A 15,923-nucleotide genomic window follows, 5' to 3' on the forward strand; every position below is an offset into this window, starting at 1 on the left:
CGCGACTCTCCTCCTACCGGAGAGGCTCGCCGCCGTCATCGATCCGTCGATCGGGCACCGATTTCACGTCGCCGGTCGAACGGGGGTCCCGCTCGACGACGTGGTCCACATCGCTTGTCGGGACGCCGGAGGGCTCGGCGTTCGCGGCGGCGAGGGCTTCTGTCGACGCCACGCGCGGCGACCGGGCGGACGCGTCGGTCATCTCCTCGCGGGAGCCCTGCTGGAGCCCGATGCGATGCGCGAGGCGGCGCACCCAGGACGGTTCATGCAGCACCCCGCGAGCCGCCGGCTCCTCGACCTCGAGGCCGTAGTACTCGCCGATGTGGTCGACGAACTGCGCCCGCGCGGCCCGGTCGTAGGCACGGCGTTCACGGTTGAAGGCGACGACGGTGGACCAGCAGATCAGCAGCATCACGACGCTGAAGGGCAGGGCGATGATGATCGCCGCGGTCTGCAGCGCCTGAAGGCCGCCGGCGAGCAACAGGGCGACCGCGAGGACCGCGCTCGTCACCGCGAAGAATGCCCGCACCCACCGGCGGGGATTGATCTGGCCACCGGTGGCGATCATCCCCATCACGAGCGCACCCGAGTCCGAAGACGTCACGAAGAAGACGGAGATGAGCACGATGACGCCGATCGTGAGCACGGGCGTGCCGGGGATGTACTCGAGCATCTGGAACAGGGCCGTGTTGAGGTCGACGCTGCCGTCGGGTTGCGTGAGGGCTCCGGGGTTGGTCAGTTCGATGTACAGCGCCGATCCGCCCAGCACACTGAACCACAGGATCGTGATGAGGGTGGGGACGATGATGACGCCCATCACGAACTGCCGCACCGTGCGGCCCCGCGAGATGCGGGCGATGAAGATGCCGACGAACGGGGCCCACGAGATCCACCATCCCCAGTAGAAGGATGTCCACCCCGCCTGCCACGCCTCGCCGATGGCACCCTGGAAGGCGCTGACGTTGAAGGACAGCCCGATGTAGTTCTGGATGTAGTTGCCGATCGACTGCACCCATTCGCGCAGCAGGAACTCCGTCTGCCCGAACACGAGCAGGTAGACGACGAGCAGGCCGGCGAGGATCAGGTTGAAGGAGGACAGCCACTTCATGCCCTTCGTCACGCCCGACAGCACGGATGCGAGCACCAGCACCGTGATCACGGCGATGATGCCGATCTGCACCGGCACGGTCGGTTCGGCCAGGCCCACCGCATCCAGTCCCGCGCTGATCTGCAGCACGCCGAGACCGAGCGACGTCGCGACCCCGAACAGGGTTCCCACGAGCGCGACGACGTCGATCGCGTTTCCCCATCCGCCCTCGACGCGTTTGCCGAGGAGAGGTTCGAGCGACCAGCGGATGGAGATCGGACGCTTGCGTCGATGGATCGCGTACGCCAGTCCCAGACCCACGACGACGTAGATCGACCACGCCTGAACACCCCAGTGCAGGTAGGTCTGACTGAGCGCGGACTGCGCGAGCTGCTCGGGCGTTCCGGTGACGCCCGGTCGGGGGGAGACGAAGTGACTGAGCGGCTCGCTGACCCCGTAGAACACCAGACCGATCCCCATACCGGCCGCGAAAAGAAGCGAGAACCATGCGCCGAGCGAGAACTCGGGTTTCTCATCGTCGGCGCCCAGACGGATGTCGCCGAACCGGCTGAACCCGATCACGAAGGCGAATGCGACGAAGAAGGCCGCGATCAAGACGTAGTACCAGTTGAACGCGTTGATGATCGTCGACTGCACGGCGCCGAAGAACTCCTCGGCGAGGTGCGGCGCGAGGAGGGCGAAAGCGCTGAATGACAGTGCGACCACCGCCGCCGGCCAGAACACCCATCGTTTGATCGTGGAGGGGCGCGCGTCGGATGTGGCCGTCGCCGACCGTTGCGTGGTCGTCATCGTTCCACCCTAGCCAGGCGCTTCATTCCTCGTCATTGCGGACGAAGGGCAGGGCGGCATCGATCGTCCTGCGCAGGAGCGCAGCCGGCGTCAGTTCGTCTGCGACGATCGTCGCGGTGCCACGGTTCGCTTCGATGAGCGCCATCAGATACCGCTCGAGCGCTGCGTTCGCCTCCGACGACAGTGCCTTCGAGTCCTCGGCCCGCACGGGGGCGGCCACGAGCGCGCAGCAGGCGCGGATCGCCTCGGCCAGCGCTGGAGCGACGCCGCGACCCAAGGCGGCGTCGTCCGCACGCCGGAGCGTCACCAGAACATCGGCCAGGTCGCGGATGTAGAAGACCGCCCGTTCGAGCGCCCGAAGCCGTGCGAGGTTCTCGTCCGATATCGATCGGCGGCGTCGCCCCCGAGGATTCGCCTTACGGCTCTCGTCGGCCTCGTAGACCTCGGCACGGACTTCAGCAGTGGTTCGATCGAGCTCCACCACCGATGCGTCGAACGCCTCGGCGTCCACGGTCCCCCGTTCCACGTGATCCGCGATATCTGCCATCAGCGCGCTGAGGGTGTTGCGCAGCTCGGAGAGCCGCCTGCTCGCTCGATCGAGATACAGCGGCGGAACCACGAGCAGGTTCACCGCGACGCCCACGACGACCCCGAACGTCATCGTCACGAGGTACGACAGCGAGAAGTCCTCGGTGTCACCGCCGCTGACGAGCATCACGAACAAGCCGTGATCGCCACCCAGCCGCCGCCGATACCGAGGGCCCGCAATCCGCCGAACAGGATGCCCACCCCCAGGATGACCGCGAGCGTCAGGGCGACGGGAACACCCGCGGAAAGCGCGGCGACGCCGAGAAGCCCGAGGCCGATGCCGAGCCCGAGCCCGATGATCGCCTGCAGTCCGAAACGAGCGGACGCCGCCACCGTCGGGTATGTGCTCACGAGAACACCGAGCGGCGCGTAGTACGAATACTGCTCGTCGGTGAAGGGCAACAGCGGAGCGAGGTACCAGGCCACGACGGCCGCGACGGCGGTCTTCGCAGCCATCATCAAACGGCCAGGCTTCGTCATCTCCCGCGCCCACCGGGCGGGGGCGGTCGTTGCGCGTGGAGTCATGCGACCGATTCTCCCTCCGTGCCGGCGCGCCGATCCAGTACGCTCGCGCCATGCATCCGGAGGTCCCCGCGTGCCCGTCCTTGGGGGCAAGGAGCTCTGCATCCGGTGGCGCGTCACGGAGGGAGTCGGCTCCGGATGGTCCATGTGCACCTGGACGAGAGCCGCGGCGGGGATGCGAGCGAACGTATCCACCTCAGGCGCCAGCTCGCGCAACGGACGGAGCAGCTCCGCTGCACGGGCATCCGATTCGAGTACGGCTCCGTCTACCACGACGATCGACCGGCCGGAAAGGAACGGCGGCAGTTCGGGATCTCGGGGCAGGTCCAGTGGGGGTTTAGACACCTTTACCCGGAACCTACTGTAGGTTCCCGCTCGAGATGGCGGATAACCCCAGGGATTCCACGCTAGTTGGCGGTGGTCCCGGACTCAGGATTCCACGGGAAATGGCGGATTCCTACACCGCTCTCTGACGCGCCGACCCTGTCTGGTCAGCGGCCTGTCACGGCGGCGAGAGCGCTGGAGGTCACTGCAGCTGGCCGAGCTCGAGCATCTCACCGTCGAGGAAGAACGTCGGAGGGGAATGCTGAAGCTTCGGTTGACTCTGGGACTGCCAATGACCCCACCACGAACGGATGCTCGCGGTCTCACTGTCACCGTTCCAGCACGACGGCGAGGCCTTGACCCACGCCGATGCAAATCGCCACGACGGCGACGCCGCCTCCGCGTCGCGCAAGCTCATGCGCGGCATGCCCGAGAATGCGGCCCCCCGAAGCGCCCAGCGGATGGCCGATGGCCAGCGCTCCGCCGTGGATGTTGACCCGCTCAGGATCAAGTTCAGGCCACCCGGCGACGCATGCGAGCGACTGTGAAGCGAACGCCTCGTTGAGCTCGACCACGTCGACATCGGCCCAGGACCGGCCGGCGCGTGCGAGCGCCTTGTTCGCCGCCTCGATCGGCGCGATCGGGAACAGATGCGGATCGACGCCATGCGCCCCGCGTCCCGCAATCCGCGCGAGTGGCTCGCCGGGCAGCGCACCCTCCGCGGCGATCAGAACGGCGGAAGCGCCGTCGTTGATCGGCGAGGAGTTGCCGGCGGTGACGGTGCCTTCGCCGTCGCGCGCGAACAGCGGAGTAAGCCCGGCGAGCTTGTCCACGGAAGTGTCGTCCCGGATGCCCTCGTCGCGTGCCAGGTCGGCCCCTGGCACGTGCACGATCTCGCCATCGTAGACCCCGTCAGCCCACGCTTTAGCTGCCAGCCGGTGAGAGCGCACGGCGAACTCGTCCTGGGCATCTCGGGAGATTCCCCACTCTCGGGCGATCTTCTCCGCCGATTCTCCATTGGAGATGGTCCACTGCTTCGGCAGCTTCGGGTTGGTCATCCGCCACCCGATGGAGGTGTTCCACAGTGTCTGGTTACCGACCGCCGGCCACGGCCTCGGCGACTTCTCCACGATGAACGGCGCCCGGCTCATCGACTCCACTCCGCCGGCGAGCACGAGACCGGCGTCGCCGGTCTCGACAGCGCGGGCGGCCTGGATCACCGCTTCCAGCGACGACGAGCAGAGTCGGTTGACGGTCACGCCGGTGACACTGGTGGGGAAGCCTGCCAGCAGCGCCCCGAAACGGGCGACGTCGCGGTTGTCCTCTCCTGCTTGGTTCGCATCGCCGAAGATCACGTCATCGATGCGCGCGGGGTCGAGGCCCATGCGCGCGACGGTCGCCTTCATGACGACTGCGGCGAGATCGTCGGGCCGGATGCCGCTGAGCGCGCCACCCGCCCGCCCGAAGGGGGTGCGGACAGCATCGTAGACAAAGCTCGCGGTCATGGCGGGCTCCCTTCCGTGGTCGGCCGAGGGTCAGGCGAACGCCGATATTCCGGTGATCTGGCGCCCGATGATGAGCGACTGGATGAAGTCGGTTCCCTCATACGTGTGGACGACTTCCATGTCGGTGAGGTGGCGGGCGACGTGGTTCTCCAGAAGGAGTCCGTTGCCGCCGAGGAGGTCACGGGCATCCCGGCAGAGTGCACGCGCGTGCTCGCCGGTGAACATCTTCGCGAGCGAGGCCTGTTCGTTCGTCAGTCGGCCTTCATCCTGCAGGGTGGCTGTGCGGAAGCAGAGCAGCTGCATCGCGGTGAGATCGGCGAGCATGTTGGCCAGCTTGTTCTGCACCAGCTGGTAGCTCGCGATGGGCTTGCCGAACTGGACGCGCTCCTGGACGTAGGCCGCTGCCGCCTCGTACGCGGCGAGTGCGTGCCCGAGCGCCTCCCACGCGACGGTGCTGCGGGTGCGATTGAGGATCGCGGAGACGTCCCGAAAGGAGCTCGACTTCGCGAGCTTGTTCCCGGCAGGGATCCGCAGTCCGGAGATCTCGATGTGCGCCTGCTGGATCGCGCGTTTGGCGATCTTCCCGGTGATCGCCTCGGCCTCATATCCGTCGGGGTATCCTCCATCGGCATTCTTCTCAAGGACGAATGCCTTCACCTTCGAGTCTGCGGTGTCGCGTGCCCAGATGATGACGATGTCGGCGACATGGCCGAGGCCGATCCACCGCTTGGCACCGTCGATCACATAGACGTCTCCTTCGCGGCGGGCTGTGGTTTCCAGCGCAACGGAGTCTGATCCGTGCTCGGGCTCGGTCAGCGCGAACGCGCCGAGCTTGCGGAGGGCTGCCATTTCGGGCAGCCAGCGCTGCTTCTGCTCGTCGTCGCCGAGCAGTGCGATGCTGCCCATCGCGAGTCCCGAGTGCACGGCATTGAGCGTGTTCACACTGCCGTCGCCGCGTGACAGTTCCATCGCGACGAGGCCGGTCTGCAGTCGGGTCAGTCCCGGGCAGCCGTAGCCCTGGATCGCGGTGCCCACGATCCCAAGCTCGCCCAGGGCGGGGAGGATCTGGTAGGGGAAGTCCGCCAACTCCCAGTGTTCGTTGATGACAGGGAGGACCTCGGAGTCCACGAATCCGCGCACACGTGTGATGAGGTTGCGGTCGTCGTCGCCGAGAAGATCGCCGATCTGGTAGAAGTCTGTGTCGACCGGGTGTGCTGTCGTCGTGATCGTCATCTTAGTGTCCCTCTTCCCGAATCGCCGGGACGGTGACCCGGCCGCCGACGTGGTCTTCATCGCCTTCCGCGTCTTGCAGCCACCGTCGGACCGCCTCGCCATCCTGGTCGAGTGCAGGAGGCGCGGTGCGGTAGGTCGCGGGGGTGCGGGAGAACGTGATCGGGTTGCGAATGGTGGGCACCGCCTGGTCGTCGGTGCCGGCCGGAACGCTCGGGTCCAGCCCGATCTTGGCGGCGAACTCGACGCCTCCGCGAACATCCAGGACCGGCGCGCATGGGACCTGCAACGGGCTGAGGATGTCGAACCATTCCCATGCGGTCTTGGACGCCAGCCGTGCTGTCAGCAACGGGCGCAGGGCGTCTCGGTGCGCGCTGCGGTCCGCATTGGACGCGAAGCGGGTGTCTGCGGCCAGCTGCGGCAGCCCGATGGTGTCGCAGAACGTGGCGAACTGCACATCGTTGCCGATCGCGAGGACCAGTTCCCCGTCACGGGTGGGGAACGGTGCGTAGGGGTAGATACTGGGGTGGTCGTTGGCCATCCGGGTAGGAGACTGCCCGCTGAGCAGGAACCCGCCGGTCTGGTTGACCATGCCCGACAGTGCGGAGGACAGCAGGTTCAGTTCGACGTGCTGTCCCTCTCCCGAACGCTGTCGGTGGTAAAGGGCGGAGGTGATCGCGATGCAGGTGTGCAATCCGGTGATCACATCGAACACCGCAACGCCCGCGCGGAATCCTTCCGCGTCCGGCGCGCCGGTCACGCTCATCAGTCCGGACAGTGCCTGTGCGAGCAGGTCGTAGCCGGCGAGCCCTGCGCCTCCCGCGGTGCCGAAGCCGGTGATCGACGCGTAGATCACATTGGGGTTCTCCCGCTTGACGGACTCGTAGTCCAGGCCGAATCGCCGGAGCCCGCTGGGTTTGAAGTTCTCTGTGACCACATCGGCTCTGGCCGCGAGACGCTGTGCGAGGACAAGGTCATCGGGGTTGCGGAAGTCCAGCACCACAGACTGCTTGTTCCTGTTGATGGAGAGGAAGTAGGTCGACTCGCCTCGGTACTCCGGTGGCCGGTAGCTGCGTGTCTCATCCCCCAGCGGGCTCTCCACCTTGATGACCGTCGCGCCGAGGTCCGCGAGCAGCATCGTGCAGTAAGGGCCGGCAAGTACCCGGCCGAAATCGGCGACTAGGAGGCCGTCGAAAGGGCCGCCGGGAACGTCCTGCACCGTCCGGTCATCCGGGAGCGAGCTCTTCATCATCGGGAACACCTCAGTCGTCGTCATGTCCATCCAGACTCCCAGCAGCCGTTTATGTCCGTCCAATACCTGATCGGACACGTATTGATGCTGTGATCTCATGAAACGAGGGGCTGTTCCAGAACGGCACACTCGAGACTCCCGTTTGGACATCACCCTGGGGAGCGTCGAGGCGACGGTGCCGACAGCGGCCTGCGCCTGGGCGTGATCAGCAATGAGGCTAAGGAGAACCCATGGGTAGCAGGCTTGCAGGCAAGGTCGCGATCGTCACCGGCGCGGCGAACGGGATGGGGCGCGCGCATGTGCGCCGCCTCGCCCAGGAAGGGGCGAGCGTCCTCGCCACCGACGTCGACTCCGCCGGGCTCGAGCAGACCGTCGCCGAAGCGAACAGTGACGGCGGGACGGCCGTGGGGCTGGAGCAGGACGTCGCGATCGCGGCGAGGTGGGACGAGATCGTGGTAGAAGCCGAGCAGCGTTTCGGTCGGCTCGACATCCTGGTCAACAACGCGGGGGTGCTCATCCTCAAGCCCGTCGAGGAGACCACAGAGGAGGAGTGGGACCTCATCTTCCGCATCAATGCCAAGGGCGTCTTCCTCGGCACCAAGGCCGCGGCGCCTGCTCTGGTCCGCTCAGGCGGCGGATCGATCGTGAACATCTCGTCCATCTACGGCATCGTCGGCGCACCGAGCGCCGCCGCGTATGAGGCGTCAAAGGGCGCCGTCCGGCTGCTGACCAAGGCCAGCGCGGTGGACCTGGCCAAGTACGGCATCCGGGTGAACTCTGTGCATCCCGGTGTCATCGCCACCCCCATGACCACGGGGCTGCTGGCGACGCCGGAGTCGACGAAGGCCGTGCTGTCCACGACGATCCTCGACCGGCCCGGCCAGCCCGAGGAGGTCTCGAACGTCGTGCTCTTCCTCGCCTCGGACGAGGCTTCCTTCGTCACCGGCGCCGAGTATGTCGTGGATGGCGGCTATACCGCGCAGTGAGCTCGGTCGGCCGGGGTCTGCGCGACCCCGGCCGACTCATCCAGACTTGTATGCCAATCCACCTTCCATCGGTACGGATTATGCAATAATCCCTGGATGGATCTGCAGCAGCTGCGCGCCTTCCTCGCCGTCGCCGAGGAACTGCACTTCGGGCGGGCAGCCGAGCGCCTGCATATGGCGCAGCCGCCGATCAGCCGCGGCATCCAGCAGCTGGAGCGGGAGTTGGGTGCGCGGCTGTTCGAGCGGAGCACCCGCAAGGTAACGCTGACCTCGGTGGGCGAGGCCCTCGTCGCCCCCGCCCAGGAGGTCCTGGACGCGCTGGACAGGGTGAGCAGGGTCGCCCGCGCAGCCGGAACGGGCGAGATCGGTCACGTCCGTCTGGCGTACGCGGGTGCGTCCTCCAACGTGATGGTCGGATTGCTCGCCCGAGCGGTCAACCAGAACCACCCGGGCATCCACCTCGAGCTGCTCAGCCAGCACTTCGCCCAACCGGCGATGCAGCTGCTCACCCGCGGCGACATCGACATCGCCCTCGGCAGGTGGGACCACATTCCCGCCGCCGTGCGCACCCGCGTGATCGCTGTCGAGGAACTCGTCATCGCCGTCCCGGAGACCCACCGTCTAGCCGACGCCGGTGCCGTGTCGATCGCGCAGTTCGAGGGTGAGCCGTTCGTGTCGCTCCAACCGCAGACCGGCACGTTGCTGCTGGAGCGGCTGCGACAGATGAGTAGAGCCGCCGGGTTCAACGCCGATGTCGTCCAGCACGCACCGGACTCGTGGACGCTGATGTCCCTCGTCTCCGCCGAGATCGGCTGCTCATTGACCCTGTCCTCGGTGATCGACAGCATCGCCGACCCGCACTTGCGCTTCCTGCGCCTGACCGACGACGTCGCACCTGTCGAGCTGCGGATGGCGTGGCTGCGCGACAGCGACGACCGTGCCTTGCACGCCGTGCTCCGGTTGTCCGAATCCGTCCTCCCGACGCCGCAGGACTAAGGGTCGCCAGGTATCAATCCGCCTGCCATTTGGTATTGGAGAGAATCAGAACGAAGTGGAAGCGTGGAGTCCACTGTGCGTATATCAACGGCGAGGACAACCATGCACGCGTTCGCGATCTTCCAAGACGACCACACCGTGACCGATGTGGAACTGCCGACACCAACGCCCGAGGGCACCGAAGTGCTCCTCCGCGTTGTTCGCTCCGGGGTGTGCCACACCGACATGCACCTGCGTGAGGGGTACTACGATCTCGGCAGCCGGGGGCGTCTGAATCTGATCGACCGGGGCGTCACCTACCCGCTTGTCCTCGGCCATGAGGTCGTCGGCGTCGTCGAAGCGGCCGGCCCCGACGCCGACGGGGTCTCGCCGGGTGAGCATCGCCTTGTCTACCCATGGATCGGCGACGGCTCCTGCGACGCATGCCAGGCAGGTCACGAGAACCTGTGCCCCTCGCCCCGTAACCTCGGCGTCGCCCGCCACGGCGGGTATGCCGAGTTTATCCTCGTCCCGCACCCCCGTTACCTCCTCGACGTCACCGGGATCGAAGAGCGGTGGGCCGCAACTCTCGCCTGCTCCGGCCTGACCGCCTACAGTGCCGCGCGCAAGGCCCTTCCGGCCACCGCGTCCGATCCGGTCGTGGTGATAGGCGCCGGCGGTGTCGGGTTGATGGCGATCGCCACGCTGCGCGCGCTCGGCCACGAAGCAGTCCTCGCGGTGGACCTGCAGGAGCGCAATCTGGAACTGGCGCGGCAGCTCGGAGCGACCACGACGATCTCCGCCCGCCAGGAAGACCTTGCCGCCGCCATCGTCGCCGGCGCCGGTGGGCCGGTCGCGGCGATCGTGGACTTCGTCAACAACTCCACAACAGCTCCCGCTGCGTTCGCCGCGCTCCGCAAGGGCGGAACGATGGTTCAGGTCGGGCTGTTCGGCGGAGAGCTGGTCATCCCCACCGCGTTGCTCACTCTGAAGATCATCACCATCCGCGGAAGCTTCGTCGGGTCCCTCGGCGAGCTCGAGGAGCTCGTCGGGCTCGCGCGGCGCGGCGCGCTCCCGCATCTCCCGATCATCGACGGGGAGTTGTCTGCGACGGCGGTGCAGGATGCGCTGGACCGGCTCGCCGCGGGCGGCGTGCCCGGCCGGATCGTGCTCAGCGCGTGACCGCGCCGGGCGTCCAGCCGGCCACGACTCACGCGTAGTCGAAGAAGCCGCGTCCCGTCTTGCGTCCCAGCTCCCCGGCCGCGACCTTGTCGCGGAGGATCTGCGGCGGGGCGAACCGCTCGCCGAGCGTCTCATAGAGGTATTCGGCGATCCCGAGACGCACGTCCAGCCCGACAAGATCGGAGGTGCGCAACGGACCTGTCGCGTGACGGTATCCCAGCACCATCGCCGTGTCGATGTCCTCAGCGCTGGCCACCCCCTCTTCGAGCATCCGCATCGCTTCCAGCGCGATTGCCGCGCCCAGGCGGGAGCTCGCGAAGCCGGGCGCGTCGTTGACGACGATCGGGGTCTTCCCCAGCGATGTCACCCACTGCTCCGCCCGTTGCCGCAGGTCCGGGTCGGTCGACGGCGTCAGCACGATCTCGACGAGTGACGAGGGCGGCACCGGATTGAAGAAGTGCAGTCCGCACACGCGCTCCGGCCTCGCGAGCTGCGCCGCGAGCCTTGTCACCGACAACGATGAGGTATTCGTGGCCAGCCACGCCGACTCCTCCACGATCCCCTCTGCTCTCTGCATCGCCTCGACCTTGAGTGCGAATGTCTCTGGGACCGCTTCGATCACGAGCTCGGCATTCCGCAGCGCCTCGTAGTCGGCGCTGGCCGCGACGCGGCCGGCGATTGCGTCGACGTCGACCGAGGCATCCCGCTCCGCGGCCTTGCGGATCCCATCGGCCAACCGCGCGGCGGCCGCGCCCGCCGCTGCCGGGTCGCGTTCGATCACGGTGACCTGCGCGCCCGCCTGAGCGAATACCTGCGCGATACCGGCGCCCATGCGGCCGCCCCCGATCACGCCGACGGTGGAGGGAACAGTGATCATCGGGTCTCCTGAGAACGGTTGAGGAATCGGGTCATCAGCTGCGTCTTGGCGTCCGACTCGAACAGGATCGCCTGCGCGAGTTCGTCGACAAGGGGGTGGGCGTCCCGCGGCGCAGCGAGCACGCGCTTCGAGACGCGGAGGGCGAGCGGATCCTGGCCAGCGATCCGATCGGCGACGGTATCCGCCGCCGCCGCTAACTGGTCGGGTTCATGCACCGAGGCCACCAACCCACACCGCAGCGCCTCCTCGGCGTCCAGCCGGCGCCCCGTGAACAGGATCTCCTTGGCCAGCGGCTCCCCCACCAGCTCGGCGAGCCGCCAGGTCGCCCCGGCCGCGGCCAGGATTCCGATCGCCGTCTCGGGGTTGCCGAACACGGCGCGGGTGGACGCGATCCGGATGTCGGCCGCGTACGCGAGTTCCGCACCGCCCCCGATCGCGAACCCGTCGACCGCAGCGATCACCGGCATCGGCAGCCGCGCGATACGGATGAACAGCCCGGAGTTGATGCCGGCCAGCGCTTCGTCGCGGCCGCGCTCGAGCAGCTGCCGGATGTCTGCGCCAGCCGCGAACACACCCCGTTCGGGCGTAGAGGTTCCGGTGAGAATCAGGATGCGGGGCTCTCGCTCCAGGCTCGTGCATACCGCGTGAAGTTCGTCGACCATGTCGTCGTTGATCGCGTTTCGCACGTCAGGACGGTTCAGTTCGACGTGAAGCCGGTCCGCGCCCTCGCGGAGTATCAGAGTGGTCACCGTCCCAGCCTCCCATCACCGATCAATGCGCGTCCAATACCCGATCCACGTACATCTGATGCGCCATCGTCATCAATCTGGACCGGGATCAGTATTGGACGAACTCGGCCACGGCGCGACAGGCTGAGTGGGCAGTACCGCGCCAGACGACCGCCGATCTGGGCGGGCGTGGCCCGTGAGACGCACGACAGCAATGAAGCGAGGAGACCACGATGGGTGCATACCGGACCATCAACCCAGCCACCGGTCAGACGGTCGCCGAGTACGCCGTGATCGGCGATGCGGACGTGGCCGACATCGTCGCCCGCTCGCACACGGCCTACCGCAGGTACCGGGAGCTGCCGCTCGCCGAACGGACGGGGATCCTGGCACGCGCGGCGCAGCTGCACCGGGACCGCATTGATGAACTGAGCGCGCTGCTGACACTCGAGGTCGGCAAACCCGTCACGCAGGCCCGCGGGGAAGTCGAGCTGGTCGCCTCGATCTACCAGTACTACGCCGACCACGCCGAAGCGTTCCTCGCCGACGAGACCCTCGACATCGTCGGCGGAGGGGAAGCGCTCGTCCGCACCGAGCCGATCGGGCCGCTGTTGGGGATCATGCCGTGGAACTACCCGTACTACCAGGTGGCCCGGTTTGTCGCCCCCAACCTCGCACTGGGCAACACGATCATCCTCAAACACGCCCGCAACTGCCCGCAGTCCGCCCTCGCCATCGAACGCGTGCTCCACGATGCCGCGCTTCCAGCCGACGCGTACATCAACGCGTTCGTAGACAGCCGCCAGATTGCCGGCATCATCGCCGACCCGCGCGTGCAAGGGGTGTCGCTGACCGGCTCCGAGAAGGCGGGCTCGGCTGTCGGCGAGGTGGCCGGCAGGCATATGAAGAAGGTCGTCCTTGAGCTGGGCGGCTCGGACCCGTTCATCGTCCTGGAGGATGCTGACGTCGACGCGGCCGTGGCAGCCGGCGTACGCGGCCGCATCGCCAACGGCGGCCAGGCGTGCACGGCATCCAAGCGGTTCATTGTCGTGGATGCCGTCTACGACGAGTTCTCTCGGAAGTTCATCGACGCGATCACGAAGATCATCCCCGACGACCCCACGGACCCCGACACGTTCCTCGGCCCGTTGGCGTCCGCGGATGCCGGAGATGAGCTCGAGGAGCTCGTCGAGGACGCGGTCGCCAAGGGCGCCACCCTGCACATCGCCCCCGGTGCACGCCGAGAGGGCGCCTTCTACCCGCCCAGCGTGCTCACCGGGGTCACCCCGCTGATGCGAGCCTACGAGGAGGAGCTGTTCGGACCGACCGCGGTCGTGTACCGGGTGCCCTCCCCGCAGGCCGCGGTCGCCCTGGCCAACGAGTCGCCCTTCGGGCTGTCCAGCAGCGTCTTCACGCAGGATCCTCTGGCAGCCGCGCAGATCGCCCGCGAACTGGAGGTCGGGATGGTGTGGATCAACAGCACCAGCCGCAGCGCACCGGACCTCCCCTTCGGCGGCGTGAAGCGCTCCGGCGTCGGACGCGAGCTCGCCCGGTACGGCATGGACGAGTTCGCGAACAAGAAGCTCATCCGAACCCCCGCCTGATATCCCCGTGTAACGCCTCCGCCGCGCCGAGTACGCAACTGCGAATCCAGGCCTCCCTGGTCGGCAGGCGGGGGCGCTGTTTTCAGGAGATCAGGGTGTTCTGCCCGTCGAAACCGTACGCGCGCAGTTTCCGGTACAGCGTTGTGCGCCCGATACCGAGGATCTCCGCTGCACGCGAACGGTTTCCGTCCGCTTCCCGCAGCGCCGCATCGATCGCCCGGTACTCGGATGCGGCGATGCCGCGCAGCTGGCGGGCACGTGTGCGCATCTCGGCGGGCAGAAGGTCGACGTCCAGGACGGTGCCGCCGGGACGCTGCACCACCATCGCGGCAATCAGAACCCGCAGCTCCGAGGCGCCACCACGCCAGTCCCACCGGGAAAGCGCCTGCAGCACAGCAGGACTCAGTGTCACCGAGTGCTCCTGAGCGAGTCTCACGGCCAGGCCGATGACACGGTCTGGGTCATCGCGCAGCGCTGGGAGGTCGAGCCGCGGCCCCCGGCGGCCCAGGTAACTGAAGACGACGCCAGTCGGGTCGTCTGCGACACAGAACACGACCCGGGCGGACCGGATGGGATCTGCCGCGCCAGCCAATTGCTGCAGGACCGGGAAGTCAACGTCGGTCAAAGACTCGACGCTGCGGACGACCACCGACGTGCCTGTGCTCAGCGCGTGCGCCGCCGTGGCCACGGCCCCCGGTTCCCGAAATGCCGGGGCGCCGATGACGACCGGGTCGTGGCGGTCGCGTTCGCGCAGCCAGAGCTGGGCGAGAAGCGTCTTCCCGCTGTCGCGCGGACCGTGGATCGCGATGCACCCGCTGCTGCGGCCGAGCACGTCGAGGTGCGCGGCAAGGCGGGAAAGCCGGGTGGGTTCCGGCGCTGCGGTCGGCTCGGACTCGGCAAGTTCCACGAGGTAGATGCTCTCCCCTGCCCGATTCACGATGCGGCGGGCAGTGCTCGGCCGATCCGCGAGCAGGACGGATGCGACATCCCCCTGCCAGTGGTGGGCCTGGAGCTCGTCCCACAGGGTCACGTGCCGCTCGGCCGAGAGCATCGGCAACGCGCCCGTCGAGGCGAGCACGCCTCCTCGACTGATGGCCAGCACGCGGTGGCGGGCGGTACCGTCCGCGAACCGGGCCAGCAGCGCCTGCAACTCCGGCGGTGCGGTGTTCAGGAGCGCGTCCTGGAGGTCGCGAGCGGCCTGCTTCGCGATCGCGAGCATCGCGGGATGGGATGCCCCGACGGGAGAGGCGAGGGCGAGCGAGCCGATGACCCGCTGCGAGAGGGGGTCGTGGATGGGGGCGCCGGCGCAGGCGAGGGTCTGCAGCCGGTCGTTGACGTGCTCGGCGCCGCGCACGAACACTGCGGATCTTTCCTCGATCGCCGTTCCGAGTCCGTTCGTGCCCAGCGCGGACTCCGAGAATTCGAATCCTTCGGCGGCGGACACCTTGTCGAGCCGTCTCGCGTGGCTCGGGTCGCCTACCTTTCGGGCGAGGATCCGTCCGGATCGGTCGCTGACCAGCAGCGCGACACGCATGTCCGCGAGTGATTCCGCCCATCGCGCCAGGACGGTCTCAGCGGTGTCCTGAAAGCGTCCCGCCGGTTCGGAGAACGGGTGGTAGGCAGGAGTCGCCGTCGGATCGTAGCCGCCACCGGTGGTGAACGAGCGACGCCAACTGCGCTCGATCACCGGGGGGACGTTCAGTGTTCGGGGAGTGAGACCGTGCGCGCCGACGCCAGCTTCGAGAAGGCGTTCACGAGCCTGCCGCACGCTCGCGGCGGAGTAGGTGTCGGTGGACATAGCTGGGACCTCGCGTCATTGCAAGTGGTCCCACCCAGTATCCGCCTCCCTATTGGAACCCGCCAATACCTAGTCCGCTGTGGATCTATCCTCTGTGCGCATGAGTCCATGGTGGTGGGGAAGCCGGTCGCGTTCGTAGGTGATGTCGGTGTAGCCGTGAGGAATGGGCTGGCCGTGGTCGTCGAGGCCGACGAAGACGATCTTCTCGATCGTGAGAATGCGGTCACGGGTGATCATGTTGCGCACCTCGGCGCGCATCGTGAGGGAGGTGCGCCCGAACGCGGTGGCGCGCAGTCCCATCTCGATCAGGTCACCTTGTCGTGCGGAGCTGACGAAGTCGATCTCGGAGATGTACTTGGTGACCGCCCGGGAGTTTCCGAGCTGGATGATGGCGTAGATCGCGGCCTCTTCATCGATCCAGCGCAGCAGGCTGCCGCCGAACAGGGTGCCGTGCG

At 67.5% G+C, this 15,923-nt stretch carries 14 protein-coding genes; 4 read left to right on the forward strand and 10 right to left on the reverse strand.

Features of this window, described 5'->3' with window-relative positions:
• Positions 1-13: 13 nt before the first annotated feature.
• From ACIQ0W_RS01675 to ACIQ0W_RS01700, 6 genes are all read right to left on the reverse strand, one after another.
• A complete protein-coding gene (locus ACIQ0W_RS01675; protein WP_396641143.1) occupies positions 14-1,897 on the reverse strand; it encodes a BCCT family transporter in 1,884 nt (627 codons plus the stop codon).
• Positions 1,898-1,919: 22 nt separating this feature from the next.
• On the reverse strand, positions 1,920-2,615 hold the full coding sequence (locus tag ACIQ0W_RS01680) for a hypothetical protein (protein ID WP_396641144.1): 696 nt from the start codon (positions 2,613-2,615) through the stop codon (positions 1,920-1,922).
• Positions 2,612-3,010 carry a hypothetical protein gene (locus ACIQ0W_RS01685; RefSeq protein WP_396641145.1) on the reverse strand — a complete coding sequence of 133 codons (399 nt, stop codon included), beginning with the start codon at positions 3,008-3,010 and terminating at the stop codon, positions 2,612-2,614. The genes ACIQ0W_RS01680 and ACIQ0W_RS01685 overlap by 4 nt, the downstream gene beginning before the upstream one ends.
• 650 nt (positions 3,011-3,660) lie before the next feature.
• Complete coding sequence (locus ACIQ0W_RS01690) at positions 3,661-4,836, reverse strand: thiolase family protein (RefSeq protein ID WP_005055005.1); 1,176 nt, start codon at positions 4,834-4,836, stop codon at positions 3,661-3,663.
• Between the two features lie 30 nt (positions 4,837-4,866).
• On the reverse strand, positions 4,867-6,069 hold the full coding sequence (locus ACIQ0W_RS01695) for an acyl-CoA dehydrogenase family protein (protein ID WP_005055001.1): 1,203 nt from the start codon (positions 6,067-6,069) through the stop codon (positions 4,867-4,869).
• Position 6,070: 1 nt separating this feature from the next.
• A complete protein-coding gene (locus tag ACIQ0W_RS01700) occupies positions 6,071-7,396 on the reverse strand; it encodes a CaiB/BaiF CoA-transferase family protein (RefSeq protein WP_232783957.1) in 1,326 nt (441 codons plus the stop codon).
• 152 nt (positions 7,397-7,548) lie between these two features.
• Between ACIQ0W_RS01700 and ACIQ0W_RS01705 the strand changes: the two genes are divergently transcribed.
• The 3 genes from ACIQ0W_RS01705 to ACIQ0W_RS01715 all read left to right on the forward strand — a co-directional run bounded on the left by ACIQ0W_RS01705 (position 7,549) and on the right by ACIQ0W_RS01715 (position 10,461).
• The gene (locus ACIQ0W_RS01705) at positions 7,549-8,304 is read left to right on the forward strand and encodes an SDR family NAD(P)-dependent oxidoreductase (protein ID WP_005054998.1); all 756 of its coding nucleotides are present in this window, start codon (positions 7,549-7,551) and stop codon (positions 8,302-8,304) included.
• A gap of 96 nt (positions 8,305-8,400) precedes the next feature.
• On the forward strand, positions 8,401-9,300 hold the full coding sequence (locus ACIQ0W_RS01710; protein WP_005054995.1) for a LysR family transcriptional regulator: 900 nt from the start codon (positions 8,401-8,403) through the stop codon (positions 9,298-9,300).
• A gap of 102 nt (positions 9,301-9,402) precedes the next feature.
• A complete protein-coding gene (locus tag ACIQ0W_RS01715; RefSeq protein WP_005054993.1) occupies positions 9,403-10,461 on the forward strand; it encodes an alcohol dehydrogenase in 1,059 nt (352 codons plus the stop codon).
• Between the two features lie 28 nt (positions 10,462-10,489).
• Here the strand turns inward: ACIQ0W_RS01715 and ACIQ0W_RS01720 are convergent, their stop codons facing one another.
• Together ACIQ0W_RS01720 and ACIQ0W_RS01725 are read right to left on the reverse strand one after the other, a co-directional pair.
• Positions 10,490-11,338, reverse strand: coding sequence for a 3-hydroxyacyl-CoA dehydrogenase family protein (locus ACIQ0W_RS01720; RefSeq protein ID WP_005054991.1), 849 nt, complete (start codon positions 11,336-11,338; stop codon positions 10,490-10,492).
• Entirely contained in the window at positions 11,335-12,087 is a 753-nt protein-coding gene (locus ACIQ0W_RS01725; RefSeq protein ID WP_005054989.1) for an enoyl-CoA hydratase/isomerase family protein, read from the reverse strand. Before ACIQ0W_RS01725 ends, ACIQ0W_RS01720 begins: the two co-directional genes overlap by 4 nt.
• A gap of 212 nt (positions 12,088-12,299) precedes the next feature.
• On the opposite strand from ACIQ0W_RS01725, the gene ACIQ0W_RS01730 reads away from it, so the two are divergent.
• Positions 12,300-13,670, forward strand: a complete 1,371-nt coding sequence (locus ACIQ0W_RS01730; protein WP_396641146.1) for an NAD-dependent succinate-semialdehyde dehydrogenase — start codon at positions 12,300-12,302, stop codon at positions 13,668-13,670.
• A gap of 82 nt (positions 13,671-13,752) precedes the next feature.
• Here ACIQ0W_RS01730 and ACIQ0W_RS01735 read toward each other — a convergent pair whose 3' ends face one another.
• Both ACIQ0W_RS01735 and ACIQ0W_RS01740 read right to left on the reverse strand, forming a co-directional pair.
• Positions 13,753-15,468, reverse strand: coding sequence for a helix-turn-helix domain-containing protein (locus ACIQ0W_RS01735; protein ID WP_396641147.1), 1,716 nt, complete (start codon positions 15,466-15,468; stop codon positions 13,753-13,755).
• Positions 15,469-15,537: 69 nt separating this feature from the next.
• On the reverse strand, positions 15,538-15,923 hold a 386-nt coding region (locus tag ACIQ0W_RS01740; RefSeq protein WP_396641148.1), incomplete at its 5' end, for an acyl-CoA thioesterase.

The organism is Microbacterium sp. (assembly GCF_044340635.1).
Lineage (GTDB): Bacteria > Actinomycetota > Actinomycetes > Actinomycetales > Microbacteriaceae > Microbacterium.